18 protein-coding genes are annotated in these 18,463 nt (G+C 43.1%); 3 read left to right on the forward strand and 15 right to left on the reverse strand.

Going from position 1 to position 18,463, the window contains the following annotated elements; genetic code table 11:
• Positions 1-28: 28 nt before the first annotated feature.
• The 3 genes from ACXQIQ_RS03725 to ACXQIQ_RS03735 are packed head-to-tail and all read right to left on the reverse strand — an operon-like array spanning position 29 to position 4,099.
• Positions 29-289, reverse strand: a complete 261-nt coding sequence (locus ACXQIQ_RS03725) for a DUF2533 family protein (RefSeq protein ID WP_439300079.1) — start codon at positions 287-289, stop codon at positions 29-31.
• Positions 290-303: 14 nt separating this feature from the next.
• Positions 304-489, reverse strand: coding sequence for a hypothetical protein (locus ACXQIQ_RS03730; RefSeq protein WP_439300078.1), 186 nt, complete (start codon positions 487-489; stop codon positions 304-306).
• Positions 482-4,099 (reverse strand): dynamin family protein, encoded by a 3,618-nt coding sequence (locus tag ACXQIQ_RS03735; RefSeq protein WP_439300077.1) that lies wholly within the window; start codon positions 4,097-4,099, stop codon positions 482-484. The genes ACXQIQ_RS03730 and ACXQIQ_RS03735 overlap by 8 nt, the downstream gene beginning before the upstream one ends.
• 181 nt (positions 4,100-4,280) lie before the next feature.
• Here ACXQIQ_RS03735 and ACXQIQ_RS03740 point away from each other — a divergent pair, with 181 nt between their 5' ends.
• Positions 4,281-5,873 (forward strand): Na+/H+ antiporter, encoded by a 1,593-nt coding sequence (locus tag ACXQIQ_RS03740; RefSeq protein ID WP_439300076.1) that lies wholly within the window; start codon positions 4,281-4,283, stop codon positions 5,871-5,873.
• 32 nt (positions 5,874-5,905) lie between these two features.
• Here ACXQIQ_RS03740 and ACXQIQ_RS03745 read toward each other — a convergent pair whose 3' ends face one another.
• The 4 genes from ACXQIQ_RS03745 to dat form a co-directional block, all read right to left on the reverse strand.
• Positions 5,906-6,451 (reverse strand): GNAT family N-acetyltransferase, encoded by a 546-nt coding sequence (locus ACXQIQ_RS03745; protein WP_439300075.1) that lies wholly within the window; start codon positions 6,449-6,451, stop codon positions 5,906-5,908.
• A gap of 23 nt (positions 6,452-6,474) precedes the next feature.
• Positions 6,475-6,966, reverse strand: a complete 492-nt coding sequence (locus ACXQIQ_RS03750; protein ID WP_439300074.1) for a metallophosphoesterase family protein — start codon at positions 6,964-6,966, stop codon at positions 6,475-6,477.
• 32 nt (positions 6,967-6,998) lie between these two features.
• Positions 6,999-8,489 carry a DEAD/DEAH box helicase gene (locus ACXQIQ_RS03755; RefSeq protein ID WP_439300073.1) on the reverse strand — a complete coding sequence of 497 codons (1,491 nt, stop codon included), beginning with the start codon at positions 8,487-8,489 and terminating at the stop codon, positions 6,999-7,001.
• Positions 8,490-8,820: 331 nt separating this feature from the next.
• The gene (gene dat, locus ACXQIQ_RS03760; protein WP_439300072.1) at positions 8,821-9,669 is read right to left on the reverse strand and encodes a D-amino-acid transaminase; all 849 of its coding nucleotides are present in this window, start codon (positions 9,667-9,669) and stop codon (positions 8,821-8,823) included.
• A gap of 127 nt (positions 9,670-9,796) precedes the next feature.
• Here dat and ACXQIQ_RS03765 point away from each other — a divergent pair, with 127 nt between their 5' ends.
• Positions 9,797-11,200, forward strand: coding sequence for a Na+/H+ antiporter NhaC family protein (locus ACXQIQ_RS03765; protein WP_439300071.1), 1,404 nt, complete (start codon positions 9,797-9,799; stop codon positions 11,198-11,200).
• A gap of 653 nt (positions 11,201-11,853) precedes the next feature.
• Here the strand turns inward: ACXQIQ_RS03765 and ACXQIQ_RS03770 are convergent.
• Positions 11,854-12,720 (reverse strand): GDSL-type esterase/lipase family protein, encoded by an 867-nt coding sequence (locus ACXQIQ_RS03770; RefSeq protein WP_439300070.1) that lies wholly within the window; start codon positions 12,718-12,720, stop codon positions 11,854-11,856.
• A 193-nt stretch (positions 12,721-12,913) separates the two neighbouring features.
• Here ACXQIQ_RS03770 and ACXQIQ_RS03775 point away from each other — a divergent pair, with 193 nt between their 5' ends.
• Positions 12,914-13,210, forward strand: coding sequence for a HesB/YadR/YfhF family protein (locus tag ACXQIQ_RS03775; RefSeq protein ID WP_439300069.1), 297 nt, complete (start codon positions 12,914-12,916; stop codon positions 13,208-13,210).
• A 90-nt stretch (positions 13,211-13,300) separates the two neighbouring features.
• Here ACXQIQ_RS03775 and ACXQIQ_RS03780 read toward each other — a convergent pair whose 3' ends face one another.
• The 7 genes from ACXQIQ_RS03780 to ACXQIQ_RS03810 form a co-directional block, all read right to left on the reverse strand.
• Positions 13,301-13,606 (reverse strand): hypothetical protein, encoded by a 306-nt coding sequence (locus ACXQIQ_RS03780; RefSeq protein ID WP_439300068.1) that lies wholly within the window; start codon positions 13,604-13,606, stop codon positions 13,301-13,303.
• A gap of 8 nt (positions 13,607-13,614) precedes the next feature.
• Positions 13,615-14,049, reverse strand: coding sequence for an acyl-CoA thioesterase (locus ACXQIQ_RS03785; protein ID WP_439300067.1), 435 nt, complete (start codon positions 14,047-14,049; stop codon positions 13,615-13,617).
• Between the two features lie 11 nt (positions 14,050-14,060).
• Entirely contained in the window at positions 14,061-16,406 is a 2,346-nt protein-coding gene (locus ACXQIQ_RS03790) for an AAA family ATPase (RefSeq protein ID WP_439300066.1), read from the reverse strand.
• Positions 16,407-16,570: 164 nt separating this feature from the next.
• The gene (locus ACXQIQ_RS03795) at positions 16,571-17,080 is read right to left on the reverse strand and encodes a hypothetical protein (protein ID WP_439300065.1); all 510 of its coding nucleotides are present in this window, start codon (positions 17,078-17,080) and stop codon (positions 16,571-16,573) included.
• A 147-nt stretch (positions 17,081-17,227) separates the two neighbouring features.
• Positions 17,228-17,368 (reverse strand): acid-soluble spore protein N, encoded by a 141-nt coding sequence (locus ACXQIQ_RS03800; protein ID WP_439300064.1) that lies wholly within the window; start codon positions 17,366-17,368, stop codon positions 17,228-17,230.
• Positions 17,369-17,473: 105 nt separating this feature from the next.
• The gene (locus ACXQIQ_RS03805; RefSeq protein ID WP_439300063.1) at positions 17,474-17,602 is read right to left on the reverse strand and encodes an FbpB family small basic protein; all 129 of its coding nucleotides are present in this window, start codon (positions 17,600-17,602) and stop codon (positions 17,474-17,476) included.
• 107 nt (positions 17,603-17,709) lie between these two features.
• Entirely contained in the window at positions 17,710-18,420 is a 711-nt protein-coding gene (locus ACXQIQ_RS03810; protein WP_439300062.1) for a thermonuclease family protein, read from the reverse strand.
• Positions 18,421-18,463: the final 43 nt, after the last annotated feature.

Genomic DNA, 18,463 nt, shown 5'->3' on the forward strand with positions numbered 1-18,463 from the left:
CGATGTACACCATCACACTCTTCGCTCTTTATTGCTTTTGACAATATTCTTTGATCATGTCTTTCGTTACATTCTTACGTTGTGGAACGATGCCTTTCCTCGCCAGCTCATTGATCTGCTCGGTAACTTCATTGATTTTTACGAGCGCTTCTGAAAAATCATCATCCGCTTTGCATTTCTTCAAGGCGATCTCGATCCATTGCTCCCGTTTTTCGTCGAGTTGAGCGAATTGACGTACTCTTGCATGTTGATCATTGCTATGTTTAGAAATCTCGTGATGTACAGACATGTACGTTCCTCCTTTTAATCTTCCCTATTTTTCTTATCCATCAGTTTTTTTACATGTTCTTTCGGCTTCCAGCAATTGAACCGATAATCCGGCTTCGTTTCATAGCCGAGTCGCTCACAAAAATACGTAATGGAACCTGGTTTCTTATCGACCCGAAAATGGATACAGGTCGCACAACAATGGAAACGTTCCTCATTCATGATTGACACGAACCTCTTGTTGGATGATTTGGTCAAGCTCATGTTTCATCGTTTGCAACGTTTCCAATTGTTCCTTCGAACCGAATGATTCGATCAGACCAATATAGTATTGCTGAATTTCATCTATCATCTGTTCTTTGAGTCGGTTCAATTCATCCGTCATTTTTTCCTTATAAAAAAGGTTGAACTGTTCTGTGAAGCGATCGACGACCATCTGTAGTTCAGGTAGGAACTTTTCAGAAAGTTCTTCCCTAAGTTCATCGCGTCCATTCCCTTCAAAGAACTGCTTCGGATTTTTGAACCGCTTCAACGAAGGTCGTAAGTTTTCACGTGTTGATTTGGACCAAACTGCTTCGACTTCTGGCGTCTCAATCGAGAGCTCAGCCATCTCCATGTATTCATATTGGCTTTTTGCAGATGTGAAATCCGCAATCATATCAAAGAATTGGAGACGCTGGTCATTCAATTTCTTCTCCACGCGTAATGTCGTCGCCCGTAATTCTTGAGATAGTTGGAACGCCATCGATTCCAACAATTCCTCTAAACAGCGTAGGAGTTGTTCTTTCCCTACATTTTTCTGTGAAAGGACGGATGGATTGAAGGCAATCTTGAATTCATCATTGAACGTGAGCATCAAACGATGAACGACATAATGGAGCAATTCATTCGTTTCTTGGACAACTGCTTTTTCATATGGTTTCGTCGAGCTAGAATGGATTTTCTCTTCAATCTCAGTTTGATCTGTTTTCAGTTGATCTTTTTGAGCGGCTTGCGTCTCTTTATCCGCTTGTGCGTTTTGGATCCATTCCGTTAAGCGATCTTTCGCTGCTTGCAGTAATTGATTGGCTTGCTGCTGTAGAATGTCGTCCCGTTCACGGATGGTGTTCGTATGGAAGGACTCCGCAAATGAACCAAATTTCGAATGATCTTCTTTCGACTCTCCTTTACGTTCATTCAAAGCTTCCTTACTGGATAAAGCATACATACGAGGGTGCCGGATGCCGTATGTGTTCAATTGGGACCTTACATAATCGACGACGGCTTCCCGTTCTTCTTCATCTTTCGCAAGATCGGCTGCATTGATGACGAAATACATTTTGTCCATTGAGAACGTATCTTTTACACGGCCGAGCTGTATGAGAAAATCACGATCCGCTTTCGAGAATGCATGGTTATAATAGGTCACGAAAACGATCGCATCCGCGTTCTTGATATATTCGAACGCAACGGAGGTGTGACGCGCATTGATCGAGTCCGCACCTGGCGTATCCACGAGCGTGATCCCTTCCCGGGTCAGTTCACAATCGTAATACAGTTCCACTGATTCTGTGAAGCATGCACGTTCTTCTTGTGCCACAAACGAACCGAAGTTCTCATGATCGATGATCTGTTCTGAACCTAGGTAGTCCTTCATAGCCGCGTATCCCTTCGATACAGCCATCAAGAAGTTGTAATGAGGGCCCGGTTTCTCACTATCAAGCGTTTGAATGACCTCAACCGCTTCTTCGAGGGTTCTACACTCTTTTCCGAAGCGTTGTAACGAATGATTCACTTCTTCTAAGATGATTTCGACCGATTTTAGTTGAATTTTGACGGTTCCGTGTTTGTTTTCATCGGTCACAGGTAAAATTTTATTGATCGTCGCCGTAGTCGGATTCGGTGATACAGGAAGGACATCCTGTTTCATCCAGGCGTTAGCGAAGGATGATTTTCCTGCACTGAATGCGCCGAACAATGCGACCGTATATTCTTTGTTCTTGATTTTTCCAGAACGTTCCTTCATCCGTTTCGTCAAGTCACTGAGAGATGACCAATCACTTAGTAGTTCACTCGCCTGATCCAGCTGGGAAGCAGCTTGTTCAATATTAACTGTTGACCCTTCGACGATTTCTTCTTCTTCAACTGTAAAATCAGCTGCATCTGCTTCATGCTTGTCTGGCTGTTTGATCCATTTTCCTTCTTCAACTTCTGATTGAAGGTGATCTAGTACGTCTTTAAACCATTCTTCCGTACCGTTCGCTTCTTCATTTGAATGAAGCAGTTGGCGGAGCGTTTCCTGTTCGTGCATGTAAAGGTCGTTTTCAACCGAAGCCCCCTTCACCTTTTCAAGTTCTACCTTCAACTGTTGAAGTTCATCGTTCAACTTCATTTGTTGGGGTTTCACTTGTTCGTTCAAATACATTTCTTTGATTTTCTCGAACAACTGAACAACATCTTTTCGGTACCGTTTCTTTAAATCATCCTCGACATCACGATTATATTGAAGCACATATGCTTCGTTGAACGTCGCCCCTTTTTGTTGGAGACGCCATATATCTTCTGGCTCGAACTTATGCTCCATTTCCAGGATGCTGTTTTCGATGTCTGCATCATGGACGTTCAATTTTTTCATTTGCTTTTGCAATTCATCTTTCAAGTGCCATTCCAATTCCGTTTTCGCTTTCTCATTGACCGCTTCGACAAAGCGTTTGATTCGCGATTCGCGTTCTTCTTCCGTTTTCTTCCTTGTGAAGAAAAGACCCGTTTTGAAGTCTTCCTTCAGGCTCTCAAGCACCGCTCTCCCCAGTTCTCTCACTTCATATGGGGCAACACGTGCATTGTCGATCAGTTTTCTCAATTCGGCGTGGAACTCTTTTTCCACTTTCTGATCCTGCTCTTCCAATGCCGCTTTTTGATCTTCGAACGATTCGATCTCATGGATCAATGACTTGGAATCCTTTTGATTTCCTTCATCAACATCAGGATACTTTTTTTCCAAATATTCATTGATGATTTGTGCGCTCATCGATTCCAGTGTTTTTCGGATATAAGCTTGCTTGTTCGCTTTGATTTGCTTCAATTCTTGCTGTAGACGATCCAACTGATTTTCAGTATGATCTGTTGCTTTTAACGACGTAAAAAAGGTTTCCTTCGGTCGCACGCCCCAATGCATGAAAGCTTCAGTCGTCTGACGCTTGAAGTCCGCAAATGAAAGCTCCTTCTCACTATGTTTGTCGATCTGATTCACGACAAGATAGACCTCTTTTCCGAGATCCTGCATTTCCTTTGTAAATTCGAAATTCAGTTCAGATTGAACGTGGTTGTAATCCATCACGTAAAAGATCACGTCAGCCAGATGGAGCATGGATTCCGTTGAAATCCTGTGGGCATCATCCGTTGAATCGATTCCCGGTGTATCCATCAACACTGTATCATCATTCAAGAAAGGGTGATGCTTAAGGATTTCGATGGTACGTATCCCTTCACCATCTTTAGAAGCTTTCTTCACTTCATCTAGATCCATCTCACCTTCATAAGCGATCTTTTTACCATGTTGATCGGTCAGGATCACCCGAGGTTCCCCTTCCCTCAAAGCGACGATGTTGGCGCTTGTCGGAATTGGAGATGACGGCAACATATCGTCGCCCATGAGCGTATTGATCATACTGGATTTACCAGCACTGAAATGTCCACAAAACGCAATCGTGATTTCTTCAGCATCCGCTTTCTGAGCGAGCTGACGAATTTTATGTAAAAAAGCTTGATCGGCTTGATTCTGTGCAAAATGTTGGTCCATTTGATAAAAGCGGTCCAACCAGATATTCGTTTTGTTTTGTCTATTCGTTGTCATGTTAACACCTGATTTTTTATCGTTTTATTCTTACTTTATCATATTTACCAACTTCTGTGCGTTCCTTTAAACTTGTCCTGCTGTTTTCGATATAATAGAAGATGAAGAATTTGGAAAGATATAGAATGGAGCCGTTGAGAACGAACAAGACTTATTGGACAATTTTGGGAGAGGAGTACATATGGAAACACAATTCGAACTCGTATTATTATTGTTAGCAATCGCCGCAGGAATTACTGCAGTCGCAAAAAAGTGGAGGCAGCCGTATCCAATTGCCCTGGTCATCATTGGTGTCGTGATCGGTCTGATGCCATACAGTGGATTAGAAGAATTGAAAGAGACATTTGCAGAAGATGAGTTTTTCCACTTTGCGATCATCTCGATCTTTCTACCGACTTTGCTCGGTGAAGCAACACTGAACTTGCCTTTTTCTCATTTAAAAGAAAACAAAATGCCGATTTTGCTGCTAGCAGTCATCGGTACATTGATTACATTCGTCACCGCAGGTTGGATGACCGCTTTGTTTCTCGGGCTCTCCATCCAAGCGGCACTCGTCTTCGCGGCATTGATGGCCCCGACGGATCCCATCAGTGTGCTGTCCATCTTCAAATCGATGGGTGTCAATCACAAGATTTCGACTGTCATGGAAGGTGAAAGTCTGATCAACGACGGTTTGGCTGTCGTCTTGTTCACGATTGCTGCTTATCAGTACGATGTGATCCTCGACGCTGGGACGGGTGGCATCGGCATCGCCTTAGGCGAATTTTTCAAAGTCGTCATCGGAGGTCTACTAGTCGGTGGCGCGTTCGGTTACTTCTTCTCCAGACTGACAACCTTTTTTGATGATTACCCATTAGAAATCGTCTTTTCGATGCTATTGTTCTATGGATCCTTTTTCGTGGCAGAAGCCTTCCATGTTTCCGGGGTGATCGCCGTTGTCATCGGAGGAATCATTTTCGGTAACTTCGGAACCCGCATCGGGATGAGCCCGACAACGAGCCTCAGCATCCGGACCTTTTGGGATGTCGCTTCACTCGTGGCCAACTCTCTCGTCTTTTTGCTCGTAGGTCTCGAAATCACGCGGATGGTCCATTCCGTCAACTGGATTCAAGTACTCATCGCGATCGGAATCGTTGTGCTTGCGAGAAGCATCGCCGTGTACAGCACGATCAGTTTCATCCGCTCCCTGCCGAAAAACTGGAAGCACATTTTCAATTGGGGCGGATTGAAAGGGTCTCTATCACTTGCGCTTGCACTCAGCCTACCCATTGATTTTCCATTTCGTGAAGAGATTCTGATGCTTGCTTTCGGAGTAGTCTTCTTCTCCCTTGTCGTTCAAGGATTAACAATCAAGCCGCTCGTATCCTTATTAGGTGAAAAGGCGACGAAAGAGGAAAAATTGGAGTATGATCGTATTCAAAGCCGAATTTACCGTTATCATTCAGGGCGTAAACAGTTGGAGAGGATGACGGCTGAAGGGACATTGTCGTCCATCGTCTACAATAAATTGGTCGATCAATATGACGGAGAATTGAAGGAATTGAATGAGGAACTGGAACGACTTTATCAACAGGAACCCGAATTGAGAAAAGAATCGACTGCCCGTGCGATCAAACAAGCTCTATATGCAGAGCACGAAGCGCTTGAGCAGTTGGAACGCCGGCATCTTATCTCCAATCAAATAACAGAGGAAGAGAAGCGCTTCATCCGAGATCTTCTCGAACGGGAAGACATGGGTGACCAAGTCGCCCTTCATGAACACAAAAAGGAATGACCCATCCCGGTCATTCCTTTTTTTAGAGTTGCTCAATGAAAGAAGTACGCCATATAAATCTCGTCTTCGTACTCCCCTTTTATGCAAAGCTGATCTTTCTGGGTGCCTTCATGAACGAATCCGTATCGCTCATACAATTTGGAGGCAATTGGATTGTTGGAAAAGACCGTCAACCAAAGCTTATGAAGCCCTTCCGTCTTCCCCCATTCAAGCGTATACTCCATAATTTTCGTCCCGATCCCTTTGCCCTGAGCTTCTTCCGTTATCCAAGTCCGGAAAACGCCACAGTGCCGCTTCATTTCGAGCTCACCTCTCAACACCCTTGCAATACCGACGATATTACCGTCCACTTCAACAACAGCGTACATGTTGTCCGACAGTTTCACATCAGTTATAAAGGAACGCTCCTCTTCGATGGTACGCGTTTTCTCTTTCTGGATGAATGAACGGCTTTTGACAATTGATTCTGCAGCCTGGATGATGTGCTCAGCATCCCGAATGTCAGCTGGTCGAATCGTCACAACACTACCGTCTTTCGCTTCAAATGTATATACATGGGGTTCACGTTTCAACGTCACACTAATCCCTCCTGTCGACAGGTCTAGAAATAGTGTGTCTCAATTTGGAGAGAGTCATGAATCGTAAGCCAACCATATGAATAATTCTTTTGAAATCGTTTGGCAGTCGCTGATCCTGGATTATAAAGGATTATACCGTCCACCTCTTCATGATGAGGAATATGGGAATGTCCAAACACAATGACATCGACTTCCTCTTCTTCGAATGCACGTAAAGCGCGTTTCGGTGTACTTTTTCCTTTTCCGAGATGACCATGAACGAGTCCAATTCGATAACCTTCTATTTCCACAACTTTCTTATGGGGAAGTCGCTCCTGCAGTTCATCGGAATCCACATTTCCATACACCGCTTCGACTGGTGCATATTTCATCAACTCTTCCAAAACACTTGAATCCATGAAATCTCCTGCATGTAAAATCAGGTCTGCTTTTTCCATCTCTGTTAAAAGAACTTCTGGGAAAGGTTTCCCAGAAGTTCGTAAATGCGTATCCGCTAACAGGAGGATTTTTTTCATGAAGCATCACTTCCTGTTTCACTGAAATTGTCTTATTTCACTCGTTGCTTGTAAGAACGGTGAGAACGGTTCTGTCTGCCGCCACCAGAACGGCTGTTCTGAGGTCGGTTACCGCCGCCACGCTTTGGAGGACGTCCACCTTTTCCTTTATGCTTGTTGTAAGGTCGACCGCCGCCACCTTTATTGGATTTTTTCTTGGAATCCAACGGCTTGATCGGTGTGATGTCAACTGGCGTCTTATCCGGCTCTTTCGTATAACCTTTAAGTGCTGCAGCTACCAAATCACGAGGATTATATTGGGAAAGCAGTTCATCTGCAACAGCATGATATGATTCAAGATCATCATTTTTGATGGTATTCGTCAGTTGATCCGCAGCCATACGTTGTTGACCTTCCAGGGCATCATCCGTTGTAGGGATCGTCATTTGTTCCATGCGCTTCTTCGTGATCTGTTCGATCGTCTTCAAGTGATCGAATTCACGAGATGTCATGAATGTGATTGCCACTCCTGTTTTACCAGCACGACCTGTACGACCGATTCGGTGTACATAGCTTTCTGGATCTTGAGGAATGTCGAAGTTGTAGACGTGTGTCACGCCACTGATGTCGATACCACGAGCTGCAACGTCTGTCGCAACGAGGATGTCCACACGATTTGTACGGAATTTCTTCATGACACGGTCACGTTTTTGCTGAGAAAGATCACCATGGATACCGTCCGCAGAGTACCCACGTTTGTTCAATGCATCCGTCACTTCGTCTACACGTTTTTTCGTACGACCGAAAATGATGGCAAGTTCAGGTGCTTGGATATCCAACAAACGGCAAAGGACATCGAATTTCTCTTTTTCATGGACCTTCACATAACGTTGGTCGATTTTCGTAACCGTCATTTCACTTGCTTTCACTTGGACGATTTCGCGGTCCTTTTTCATGAATTGGTTCGCAAGTGATTGAATCGCTTTTGGCATAGTTGCAGAGAACAACATCGTTTGATGTTCTTCTGGAATTTGACCAAGGATCGCTTTGATATCATCAATGAATCCCATGTTCAACATTTCATCCGCTTCATCGAGGATGACGGTTTTCAATTCGCCAAGGCGGATCGTCTTACGGTTCAAGTGGTCTAAAAGACGACCAGGTGTACCTACAAGAATTTGTGGTTTTTTCTTCAATGCTTTGATTTGCAATCCGATGTGCTGACCACCGTAAATCGGTAGCGTACGAATACGCTTATGGTGTCCGATTTTGTTAAGCTCTTCAGCAACTTGGATCGCAAGTTCACGTGTCGGTGTTACGATCAATGATTGGACACCTGTTTCTTCCTTATCGATTGCTTCGATAATCGGGATACCGAATGCGGCAGTCTTTCCTGTACCCGTTTGAGCTTGCCCGATCAAATCTTTCCCTTTGATTGCTACAGGGATGGCATCTCTCTGGATTGGTGTCGGTTCTTCAAATCCCATGTCATTAATCGCTTTTAACGTACGTGCTTCAATTCCTAAATCTTTAAATGTTGTCAAATCATCTAACTCCTTTTTTAAATAAGGCAGCGTTAGCATGTCATGTTGACGTTCGGCTCTACCGTCAACCAAAAATTCCTCACCTTTGAGGATATTTGTCATCAAAATCTATATGTTTTCAATAAGTAACTAACAATGCCTTTCCTAATACCATTACTCTTATTATTGAAAGTTCCACAGCTTCCAATACCGTAAACCAAAACATGCCATAAGACATACAAAAGCACTTCCCGTTTCCGGAAGTGCCTCACTACGTTTACGATTTAATATGAGCTACCGGTTATTGAATTCAAATTAAAATATACCATGGTTAATGAAGAAACACAAGAAATCAATTTTCTACACTTTGATTTTGTTGAATACGTTGATTGAATTTCTCTTGAAGCTTCTTCGTTACAGGACCCGGTTGGCCATCGCCAACCTGTTTTCCATCGATCGTGACGACGGGCGAAACCTCCATAGTGGTACTCGTGATGATGACTTCATCAGCATTCATCAGATCATCCCTCGTGAATGTTTTTTCTTTTACGTTAATAGCCGATTGTTTCGCGAGTTCAAGCAACACATTCCTTGTGATGCCATTCAAAATATAATTGTTCGCTGGGTGTGTGAACAATTCACCATTTTTGATGATGAACACATTGGAAGAACTACCTTCCGTCACGATCCCATCCCGAATCAGGATCGCTTCATCACAGCCCGCTTCCTTCGCCTTTTGTTTACTCAATACATTTCCAAGCAAATTCAAACTCTTGATATCACAACGTAACCAGCGAATATCTTCTGTTGTGATGACTGAAATGCCTTCCTTCATTTTATTGAGAGGACGTGGCGCTTCTTTCGTATAAGCGACAAGGATACCGCTTGCATGATCCGGAAAATGGTGCGTGCGCTCTGCTACTCCTCGTGTGATCTGTAAATACACTTGACCGTCTTTGATCGAATTGGCAACAGCCAGTTCCATTAGTCGTTCTTTCAGGACTTCTAACGAGAAGGGAAGCTGCATTTGGATTTCATTGGCACTCCGTTGCAGTCGCACCAAATGTTCATCCATTCCGAAGAACTGTCCATCATAAATTCGGATGACTTCATAAATGCCATCTCCGAATTGATATCCTCTGTCTTCCATTTCAATATGTAGTTTGGACTGCTCCATCAGTTGATCTTGTACTAGGATCATTTCCGTTCCCCTCCGTTTTTTATACAGTATAATATTCAACCCACTTCACAAGCTAAAAGAAGTTCTTTCAGTACGTAAAAAATGTTCTTTCAAGTATACAACATTTCAGTTAATAGGTGGTCTATTTATGGACGGAAATTGGCTCTCCATTATACCTTTTTTGCTGGTCATACCGATTGCGATGATGACCAAACAAGTCCTTCCAGGGATTCTCGTCGGTTTGATAGCCGGAGCATACTTGATGAATCCTTCTGTCATCGGAGGAATTGAAACGATGTTGACCTATCTGGTCACTGCTCTCGTTGATAAGAATAACATCAAGATCATCGTTTTCCTGTACGTGTTTTCCGGACTCGTCGGTATGATCAAGATCGCAGGTGGGATCAAGGGCTTCGTCGAAGCTGCGTCTGAAAGGGTCGATACTAAAAAGGAAGCTATACTCCTAACATATGTCTCAACCCTCGGAACATTCAGTGCACCAAGCTTCCGTTTTGTCACCATCGGACCCATCATGCGCGCCTTGATGAAGCGAGTGAGCATGACGAAAAAAGAGCTTGGATTCGTGATTGAAACGACGACCACTCCCATCATCGTCCTCATACCGATCGCCACAGCCTTCGTCGGTTATATGGTGTCGGTCATCGAGCTCGGTTTGCACAACCAACAATTAGAGGGTGACCCTTATTCTTTGTTCATCCAGAGTATCCCTTTCAATTTTTTCGCAATTGCCATTTTCCTTGTGGGGATTTACTTGAGCTTTTTCCATCATTCATCTGATGGTGAACAGGAGCAACCAGCTGATGAAGGTGACGAAGATGATTGGCACAACTGTGATCCGGCCGTTTCCCTTGATCTTCCTTCAAAGCCGGTCAATTTGTTGTTGCCCCTGTTTCTTGTCATCGTATTGACGCTAGCTCTCACATGGTACGACGGAGCTCAGCAAGGCTATGGCTTCTTCCAGGCTTTCATCAAGGCGAACGTCTTGGATGCGATGGTCATTGCACTATTGATCACCACACTCTTGACCGTCTTTTTGTTCCTGTTCCAGAAATTCGAGCTGAAGATATTGATTGAGAGCTTCGTTTTTGGTGGAAACAATTTGATGTCGGTCATCCTTTTGTTATCTGTCATCTGGGGATTGGCTTCTGTTACAGAGGATCTCGGGTTTTCTTCGTTCATCACGGAAAATGCCAGCTGGATTCCACCGATCCTCGTGCCCCCGATTCTGTTCTTATTCGGTTGCGCAGTATCCTATTTCATTGGTTCTGCTTGGGGAACATGGGGAATCCTCATGCCCCTCGGTATATCCATGGCAGCTCTCGCTGACGTTTCCTTGCCACTTGTGATCGGTGCTGTTTTTGCAAGTGGTACATTCGGTTCGTTCGCTTCTCCCTTGAGTGATGATATCAATACCGTTAGCCGAATTTTGAACCTCCAGGTGATGGAGTATGCTCGTTTCAAATTGAAAGCTGCTCTCATTGCAGTTGGCATTTCAGCCCTTCTATACGCTGGGATTACATTCATCTTATAAATCTTTTTTCTAAAAAGCGAGCATCCTGGAACGGAAATCAACGACGATCAAGAGCAACAAAGTTTGCGAAAACAGCCTAATAAAAAACCTGAGAATCTCATTCATAATGGGTTCACTTGTGAGGTGCATAACGCAAAATCACAGACTAAATCACAAGGTATAACACATACTTCTAGAGTCCACTCTTGAGTCTTAATGGAACCAGTTACTTATTCAGCAAGTGCACCTGATAATTGATGAAGAATGACTAATTCATAAATCTAACGGACATTGAGGACCTTATTTCTATACATTATTCACTTTTACTAAACCTAACGGACATATGGTACCTTATTTGGGCCAAAATCATTAAAAACCATATACTTTTTAAAGAATAGCGTCTCTGATGTCCGTTTGCACCCCGAAAGGAGCGTTTTTGTCACAAATAACGGATCTCCTGTCCGTACAACACAAATCACATCTAAATTCACAGCCCTCCAATAATTGTTTCAGCCCTTGTGAAATGGTATGTGAATTCATATGTAAATTAGGCACAAAAGTTTAGGGAAGGGCTGATATAACAATAAAAAACGCACTGTGAATTCCAATGTGAAATCCAGTGCGTTTCTCTTTGAGATTTACTTGTTTGCACCTCTGAAATAAACCTGTTAATCTCATTCATCCTCAGGTAAATTTAAATACTCCTGTATCCGATTTGCCATCTTCACGTACCCTTTTTGGTTCGGATGCAGTTTGTCATTCGCAAACAGTTCGTCACTGTCTTCTTCAATGAAGATATCGTCGACTGGAATGTATTGCGTATTATCATTGATATCTGCAACTAATTCCGCAGTTTTGTTCCAATCTTCGATGACACCGTCGATCTCTTTGATATCCTGGAAGAAGTTATGGAAAGGGTTGAACATTCCGATTAAATACACATTGGCATCCGGATTCAATGCCCTGATCGTCTGGACGATGACGAACAGGTTTTTCCTATATCTCACCTTCCCGGTTTCAAACAAGTCCATATTCAGACTGAAAAAGTTGTACTCCACGATATTCAATATATCATTGCCACCGATGGTGATGAATATGTGATCCGCCTTTTCAATATGCTCGCGGACGTTCTCCTCATCGACTTTCGGTACGAGTTTTTTACTAGGTAGTCCATGGATTCCGAAGTTCTTCAGACTAACGCTCTCCTCAGATTGTTCTTGGATGTATTGAGAAACGGGATGGATATAACCACCTTTCGTCTTGTCTCCTGATCCTTTCGTCAAAGAATCCCCTAGTCCTACAATATGGACATCCTCTATGACGGATTCCGTTACTTCTTCTTCCTTCTTATCGTCCTTCTTATCCTCTTTCTTTTCCTCTTCCGGCTTCTCTTCTTCAGTCTTCTCTTCTTCTGGTGGTTCGTTTACGATCGGACCGATTACCGGATCGGATTCTGGTTCCTCTTCCGGGTTGTTTATGAATAAAAGAAGACCGATAATAGCTACCAGAGGGACAAGGACCAGGAATATCCATTTTTTCATACTCATAAAATCCCCTCGATCTATGGAAATCTTTCTGTGATTTATGCTTTAAATTACCTTATGAACGGGAATATAAACCGTAGTACATTGTGATTGCAAATCGGTTGCATTCCCGATAGGCTGTTGATACAGTTATTGCATCCGAATCAGATGATGTATTGTAATTTCGATAAATGGATAAGGAGGATCGACAATGGATTTCTCAATTACAAAACCTGCCGTTCAATGGTTCATCAATGAACTAGACTTATCAGAAGGTGATCACGTCAGATTCTTCGCACGAGTAGGCGGTTGTAGTACCGTTCAGTCAGGTTATTCCTTGGGTATTTCAAAAGAAAACCCATTCGAACCTGCGAAAACATTCGAATCCGATGGTGTTACTTTCTTCATTGAAGACAAAGACCTTTGGTATTTCAACGATCATGATTTGAAGATCAAGTATAGCCGTAAATACGATGAAATATCTTACGAATATACGGAACAAGATTAACGCAAACTCTACATGCACATACTCCCGCGGGGAAAAATTCTCACTTTACCGCGGGAAGGGCATGTCGCAACCACAATCCCCTCACACCGATCAACCATCCAATTTGAATCTTTCAATCTGCTCCCATTGATTTTCTGCTTTCAGCACTTTCAATTGCCGTTCCCCCACTAGATCAAAATGAGGAAAGTCCCATCGGTAGTCAACCCACTCTTTTTTCAACCCATAGCGTTGTCCCCATTCGAACAACTTCTGAAGATCCTTGCATCCTACTTTTGTGACTGTATTGCAGTCCGGAAACCGCTCATCTATCCAATAATGCGTCAGAAAAGCAATTTGATTTTGATTTACTTTCTCTTTCCATGACTGCAACTCATCTCTTTTTATCCCAAATGCCATTCCGTTCGTTACCTTTCTTGTTGTAAAGGCTTCATTGCTTCCTTATATGCCTTATGCCAATCTGGAAGGACCTTTTTCATGATCAATGGTTTGAATGTTTCCTTATCTACAAGTACATGTGAAGATGTGCCTGTTATGCACAGTTCATCTTGTTCATTATAAATTTCGTAGCCGTAAATGGCACGGAGACCCGTATAATCATCCAGCCACGTTTTGATCGTAGCCGTATCACCATAACGGAACGGTTTCTTGTAAGAAATATTGATATCCGTAACAGGTGCAAGTACACCATCCTCTTCCATTTTCGGATAACTGAAACCGAGTTCTTTGATGAAGCGTGTCCGACCTAGCTCGAACCAGACAAGGTAATTGGCATGATGGACAACTCCCATTTGATCCGTTTCCGCATATCGGACTTCTATTTCAGTATGTGTTACATGCACGATATCATCCCCTATTTCACTTCTAGTATCGCTTTTTCGAAATCGATCTGTTTCAACTGTTTGAGTGAATTTTCGTCCAAGTCCTCGCTCGCTTTCATAATACGATGTGCTTGGAGCTGGATTGCGGTATCGATTAAATCTGTCGCAAAACGACCATTCCCATCGATGTCTATTTCTTGGAGGCGTTTCAGCAAGTAGTCCTTTGTGGACGCCTCCCACGAATAACCGTAACGATCGGAATACCTTTCCATGATTTCAATCAATTGTTCCACCGTATAATCTTCGAAATGGAAAAACTTCTTGAACCGTGAAGAGAGTCCAGGATTACTGTTGAGCAGCTGCTCGGTTTCTTTCGGATAACCGGCTAAAATGACGACAAGATTTTCATTATGCTTCGTCATTTCTTCAACCATCGTGTTGATTGCTTCTTTTCCGAAGTCTGCACCTTGACCTGTGTAAAGAGAATACGCTTCATCGATGAACAACACCCCTCCAAGCGCTTCTCTCACTTTCTTTCGGGTTTTGATCGCGGTTTGACCCGTATAGCCGGCTACTAGATCGGAACGGCCAGCTACGATGAGATGTCCCCGCTTTAAAAATCCTTTCTTTTTTAACAGGTTCGCATAAATAGACGCGACGGTGGTCTTTCCCGTTCCAGGGTTACCGACGAATACGGAATGAAGCTGGATCGGCACGGATGGCAAACCACGGTCCCTTCTCATTTGTTGAACTTCAATGAACGAACTCAGCGATTGCATTTCACTTTTTATCTTTTCCAAGCCGACAAGCTGGTCGAGATGCTCATCTGGATCTTCTTCATAAGTAGACGTGTTGATTTGTACGTCATCTTTTACGATCAACGTCAAATCCTGAGCGGTAAGATCCTGGTCTGCAGGAAGGTTCGCCCCTTTTTGAAAAATGACATCCAGTACGAGGTTCCTTACAGTCCGGGCATTTCCGAATGATTCGTCGACTCTTGCATAGTCGATTTTCTCTTCCATTCTCTTCAGAGCATCAGGAGTGAAAGTATAATCGTTTTCAAAAGCGACCTTTTCGGCAATTTGCAAGAGCTCTTCATTCGAATATTGTGGAAGATAGATGTGATTGCTTTCAGGAAACCGGCTCTGCAAGCCTGGATTCATTTGTAGAAACTGTCTCATCTCTTCCGGATACCCTGCTAGGATGACGGCGAATTGACCCGCATATTCACTATTCGTCATGGCGGACACGAGTGTATCGATCACTGTCTGTCCGTAATCATTACCTGATGCGCCTTCGCGCTTCAACGTATAAGCTTCATCAATGAATAAGACACCACCGACAGCCCGTTGTATCACTTTCATTGTGTTCTCTTCGGTCTGACCGACATACGCGCCTACAAGCTGTGAGCGGTCCACTTCTGTAACTTCGCTTTTCGGGAGAATCCCAAGATCATGATACAATTTAGCGAGAAGACGTGCGATTGTCGTCTTCCCTGTACCCGGGTGTCCTGTCAGAACCATATTCAAGCTCAATTCATCTTTCATTCGATACCCTTTTTGCTGCCGTACCTTTTGGAATTGCAAGAACTGATACAGCTTGTGGACCCGTTCTTTCACTTCATCCATACCGATCATTTCGTTCAACTGCATGAGTGCCGTACTCGAATCATTTTCCCTTTCGGCTTCTTCCAGCCACTTTTCTTGAATCATCTTGAATTCATTTATGAGCTCTTTCATTTCCGATTGAAGAGCAGATGGGTGGAATGATCCGGATAAGGAAGAACGGTATTCATCCGCAACTTCATGAAGACGGCTGAACAAATCGAATAAACGGTCCACTTGTTCGGCTTGTTCTTCTATCGTTTGAATCTTAGACTGTTCATTCAAAACATTTGAAGAATGTCTGCCTTGCTCCACAAGTTGTTTGATGTGGCGCTTTTTACTTTGTACTTCCTCTGAGGTGTAAATGGCATCATCCGCTGCTTTTCGTTTTGCAGGAACATTGTCTGTTTCCCGGATGACCGGCAGGTTGATGGATTGAATCCAATCGTCCAGTTCAATCAAGGCGTAGTTGTATGCCACATCCTGTACGATGACGTCTTGTTCTCCAATTTTCATTGTCAGATCAAGCCGTTGTTTCATGGACGAATCGATACTGTGCGTTCGTTCCATCCTTACCTTAACGATCAAAGCATTCAATTGCGCCATCAATTGATTCAATGTACCTTCGTCTTCGTTCTCCGTCTGTTTCCAGCTTTCAACGGATTGAAGATACTTCAGCAATTCAATCTCCGCATTAGGTGGATATTGTTTTTTTCTATATAAGTCGTTGATTTGTTTCTGAATATCTTGTATTTGTATTCGTTCTGCATTCATTTTCTTTCACCACCTGCATTTCCCAATCGGAATCATTATATCATACGAACAGGGCTACTTTCTGCACTGACGATTGCATAAAGAAAGCTGCCATTCCGTATGGCAGCTCTTTATAAAAGCGGTTTGAGTATCCGTTTGAATACCAGATTACAGACAAACCTTATTCACGATGATTGAAGCATGATCGGAGTCGTATGTTCAACTGATGCTTCACAAGCTTTCCTCAGATTATTCCAATAGGAAACGATCGATTTGTCTTCTTCTTCAGACATCGACATTTCCAACCAACCTAATTCTTCAAGAAGCCTTACAGAAGAACCGATCCATACTTTCTTACTCCCGATCGACATATAGAATGGATCCTCAAAACGGAATGGCAGGTATATGCCCGTGTTGTTCGGGTGTAAGATGATGTGCTGATAAATCGTGCCTTTCGTGAGCTTTGCATAAAGCAAAAGTACGCCATCATTCTTGGCCGTCTTCTTCCTGAAATTTTTCAACGTTTCAAGATCTCCGAGATCGATCGTTGTTATAGGTGAATCCCAATTCAATTGCTCTTTGAAAGGAATGAGATGACCGAGTCTTTGCATATGGATTTCGAGTTTTCTATAAAAAGGATCTTGTTTGTCCCGATTTGTTACATCAAGTGGTTGAATCATTGCTTGTACTGTCATATCTTCCACTTCTCCCCCTTCGTTCTTCAAAAGAATTCGTTTCAGAGAGCAGTTTATAGAGGGTTTCTACAATTTTTAGTCCGTTCAATGATGATTTTTTTGTTGATTGAAAAAAGTGTGCAGCCATTCACTGCACACTTCGGTATCTTATCCTTTTGGAGGAGCATAGTCCGGCTGTTCATCGGACTTGTTGCTCATCTGCTTCCCCTTGTTCCCACCAGCCGGTTTTTGTTGCGTCCCGATGTGGTTCGGAACGAAGTCTTTTGGATGACGTTTAGGATTGCTCAATTCATCAGCCTCCCTTCCGTCTTATCGTTCCCCATTTCAAAAGAAACTTGAAGAAGAAATTTGTAAGAAAATGTACAAAAGAAAAAACAGGATCACTCCTGCTTTTCAGCTGTTTTTCAGATGTCTGTTCTCTAATCGGATTTCAAGCTGTTCCATCGCTTCTTGATCTTTCAATAGCTCTCTTTTGTTTTCGAGTACCAGATCTTTGAAGGATCGCTTTTTGCTCTTTCTCATATGTAACCTCCTCGCACTCTTGACACTATCTTTATTCTTTCCCGCTTTTGGCCTATTTTATTCCAATTATCAGAAAGTTTATATAAAAATGTTGAGTGCCTAGAAGATTACCTGCTAGAAGGTCTAAAGCCTGCTTTCTCCGCTTCTTTTTCAGAACAGAACATCTCTTCAGCTTTCGTCACCTCATAGTAAGCTCCGTCCGGCATATGGTAGATCTTTTCTCCATCTGAATTGATATTCCCTTTGATATCACACGCTGCATTCTCGTTTGTAGAAGATCCTTCCGTTTCACTCTCAGTGTCTGAAAATCCATCAGAGGTTACATAGTTCTCTAAACTCCAAATTCCAACTTCCCGTTTTTGGGCATCCTTCTGGATCGTTTGAAACCGTTCCACATATTTCGTGTTTGGTGGAAAAATGTAAGCGACACGTGCAAGACCTTTTTGTAAAAGCAGTTCATTCAGCATGTTTCCTTCCATGTCGTATGCGTAAGCCAAAATCCGTCCGTATTTATCCCTTTCCGAGACGTCTAACTCTAGCTCCACTTCTTGTCCTGCTAACTTTTCCTTCATGAATTGGCTCGCCTCTTTCCCGTATGGCTGGACGGGTTTATTCGGATGGACCGTTTCGGGTGTATCGATCAGCAAGAGTCGGATCGTTTCTTCCTCCCCTTCATAGTCGACTTTGAACGTATCTCCATCGATCACTTTTGTTACAGAATAAATTCCTTTCTCCGCTGTTTCCGTTTCTGGTAAGGAACAAGCGGACAGAATGATGACAAGTATGACGACAAAGGTCATCCAATTGAAGTATTTCACCTATTCGTTCTCTCCCTTTATGTATGGAAATAGCAGCCCCTCA

This window comes from Pseudalkalibacillus sp. Hm43 (assembly GCF_054170705.1).

Excerpts from the sequence above, each read along its gene's own strand:
- ACXQIQ_RS03795 (WP_439300065.1), bottom strand. The coding sequence starts at position 17,080 with ATGACAGTACAAGCAATGATTCAACCACTTGATGTAACAAATCGGGAC.
- ACXQIQ_RS03740 (WP_439300076.1), top strand. The coding sequence starts at position 4,281 with ATGGAAACACAATTCGAACTCGTATTATTATTGTTAGCAATCGCCGCA.
- ACXQIQ_RS03765 (WP_439300071.1), top strand. The coding sequence starts at position 9,797 with ATGGACGGAAATTGGCTCTCCATTATACCTTTTTTGCTGGTCATACCG.
- ACXQIQ_RS03790 (WP_439300066.1), bottom strand. The coding sequence starts at position 16,406 with ATGAATGCAGAACGAATACAAATACAAGATATTCAGAAACAAATCAAC.
- ACXQIQ_RS03805 (WP_439300063.1), bottom strand. The coding sequence starts at position 17,602 with ATGAGAAAGAGCAAAAAGCGATCCTTCAAAGATCTGGTACTCGAAAAC.
- ACXQIQ_RS03750 (WP_439300074.1), bottom strand. The coding sequence starts at position 6,966 with ATGAAAAAAATCCTCCTGTTAGCGGATACGCATTTACGAACTTCTGGG.
- ACXQIQ_RS03770 (WP_439300070.1), bottom strand. The coding sequence starts at position 12,720 with ATGAAAAAATGGATATTCCTGGTCCTTGTCCCTCTGGTAGCTATTATC.
- dat (WP_439300072.1), bottom strand. The coding sequence starts at position 9,669 with ATGATCCTAGTACAAGATCAACTGATGGAGCAGTCCAAACTACATATT.
- ACXQIQ_RS03735 (WP_439300077.1), bottom strand. The coding sequence starts at position 4,099 with ATGACAACGAATAGACAAAACAAAACGAATATCTGGTTGGACCGCTTT.
- ACXQIQ_RS03725 (WP_439300079.1), bottom strand. The coding sequence starts at position 289 with ATGTCTGTACATCACGAGATTTCTAAACATAGCAATGATCAACATGCA.
- ACXQIQ_RS03775 (WP_439300069.1), top strand. The coding sequence starts at position 12,914 with ATGGATTTCTCAATTACAAAACCTGCCGTTCAATGGTTCATCAATGAA.
- ACXQIQ_RS03780 (WP_439300068.1), bottom strand. The coding sequence starts at position 13,606 with ATGGCATTTGGGATAAAAAGAGATGAGTTGCAGTCATGGAAAGAGAAA.
- ACXQIQ_RS03730 (WP_439300078.1), bottom strand. The coding sequence starts at position 489 with ATGAATGAGGAACGTTTCCATTGTTGTGCGACCTGTATCCATTTTCGG.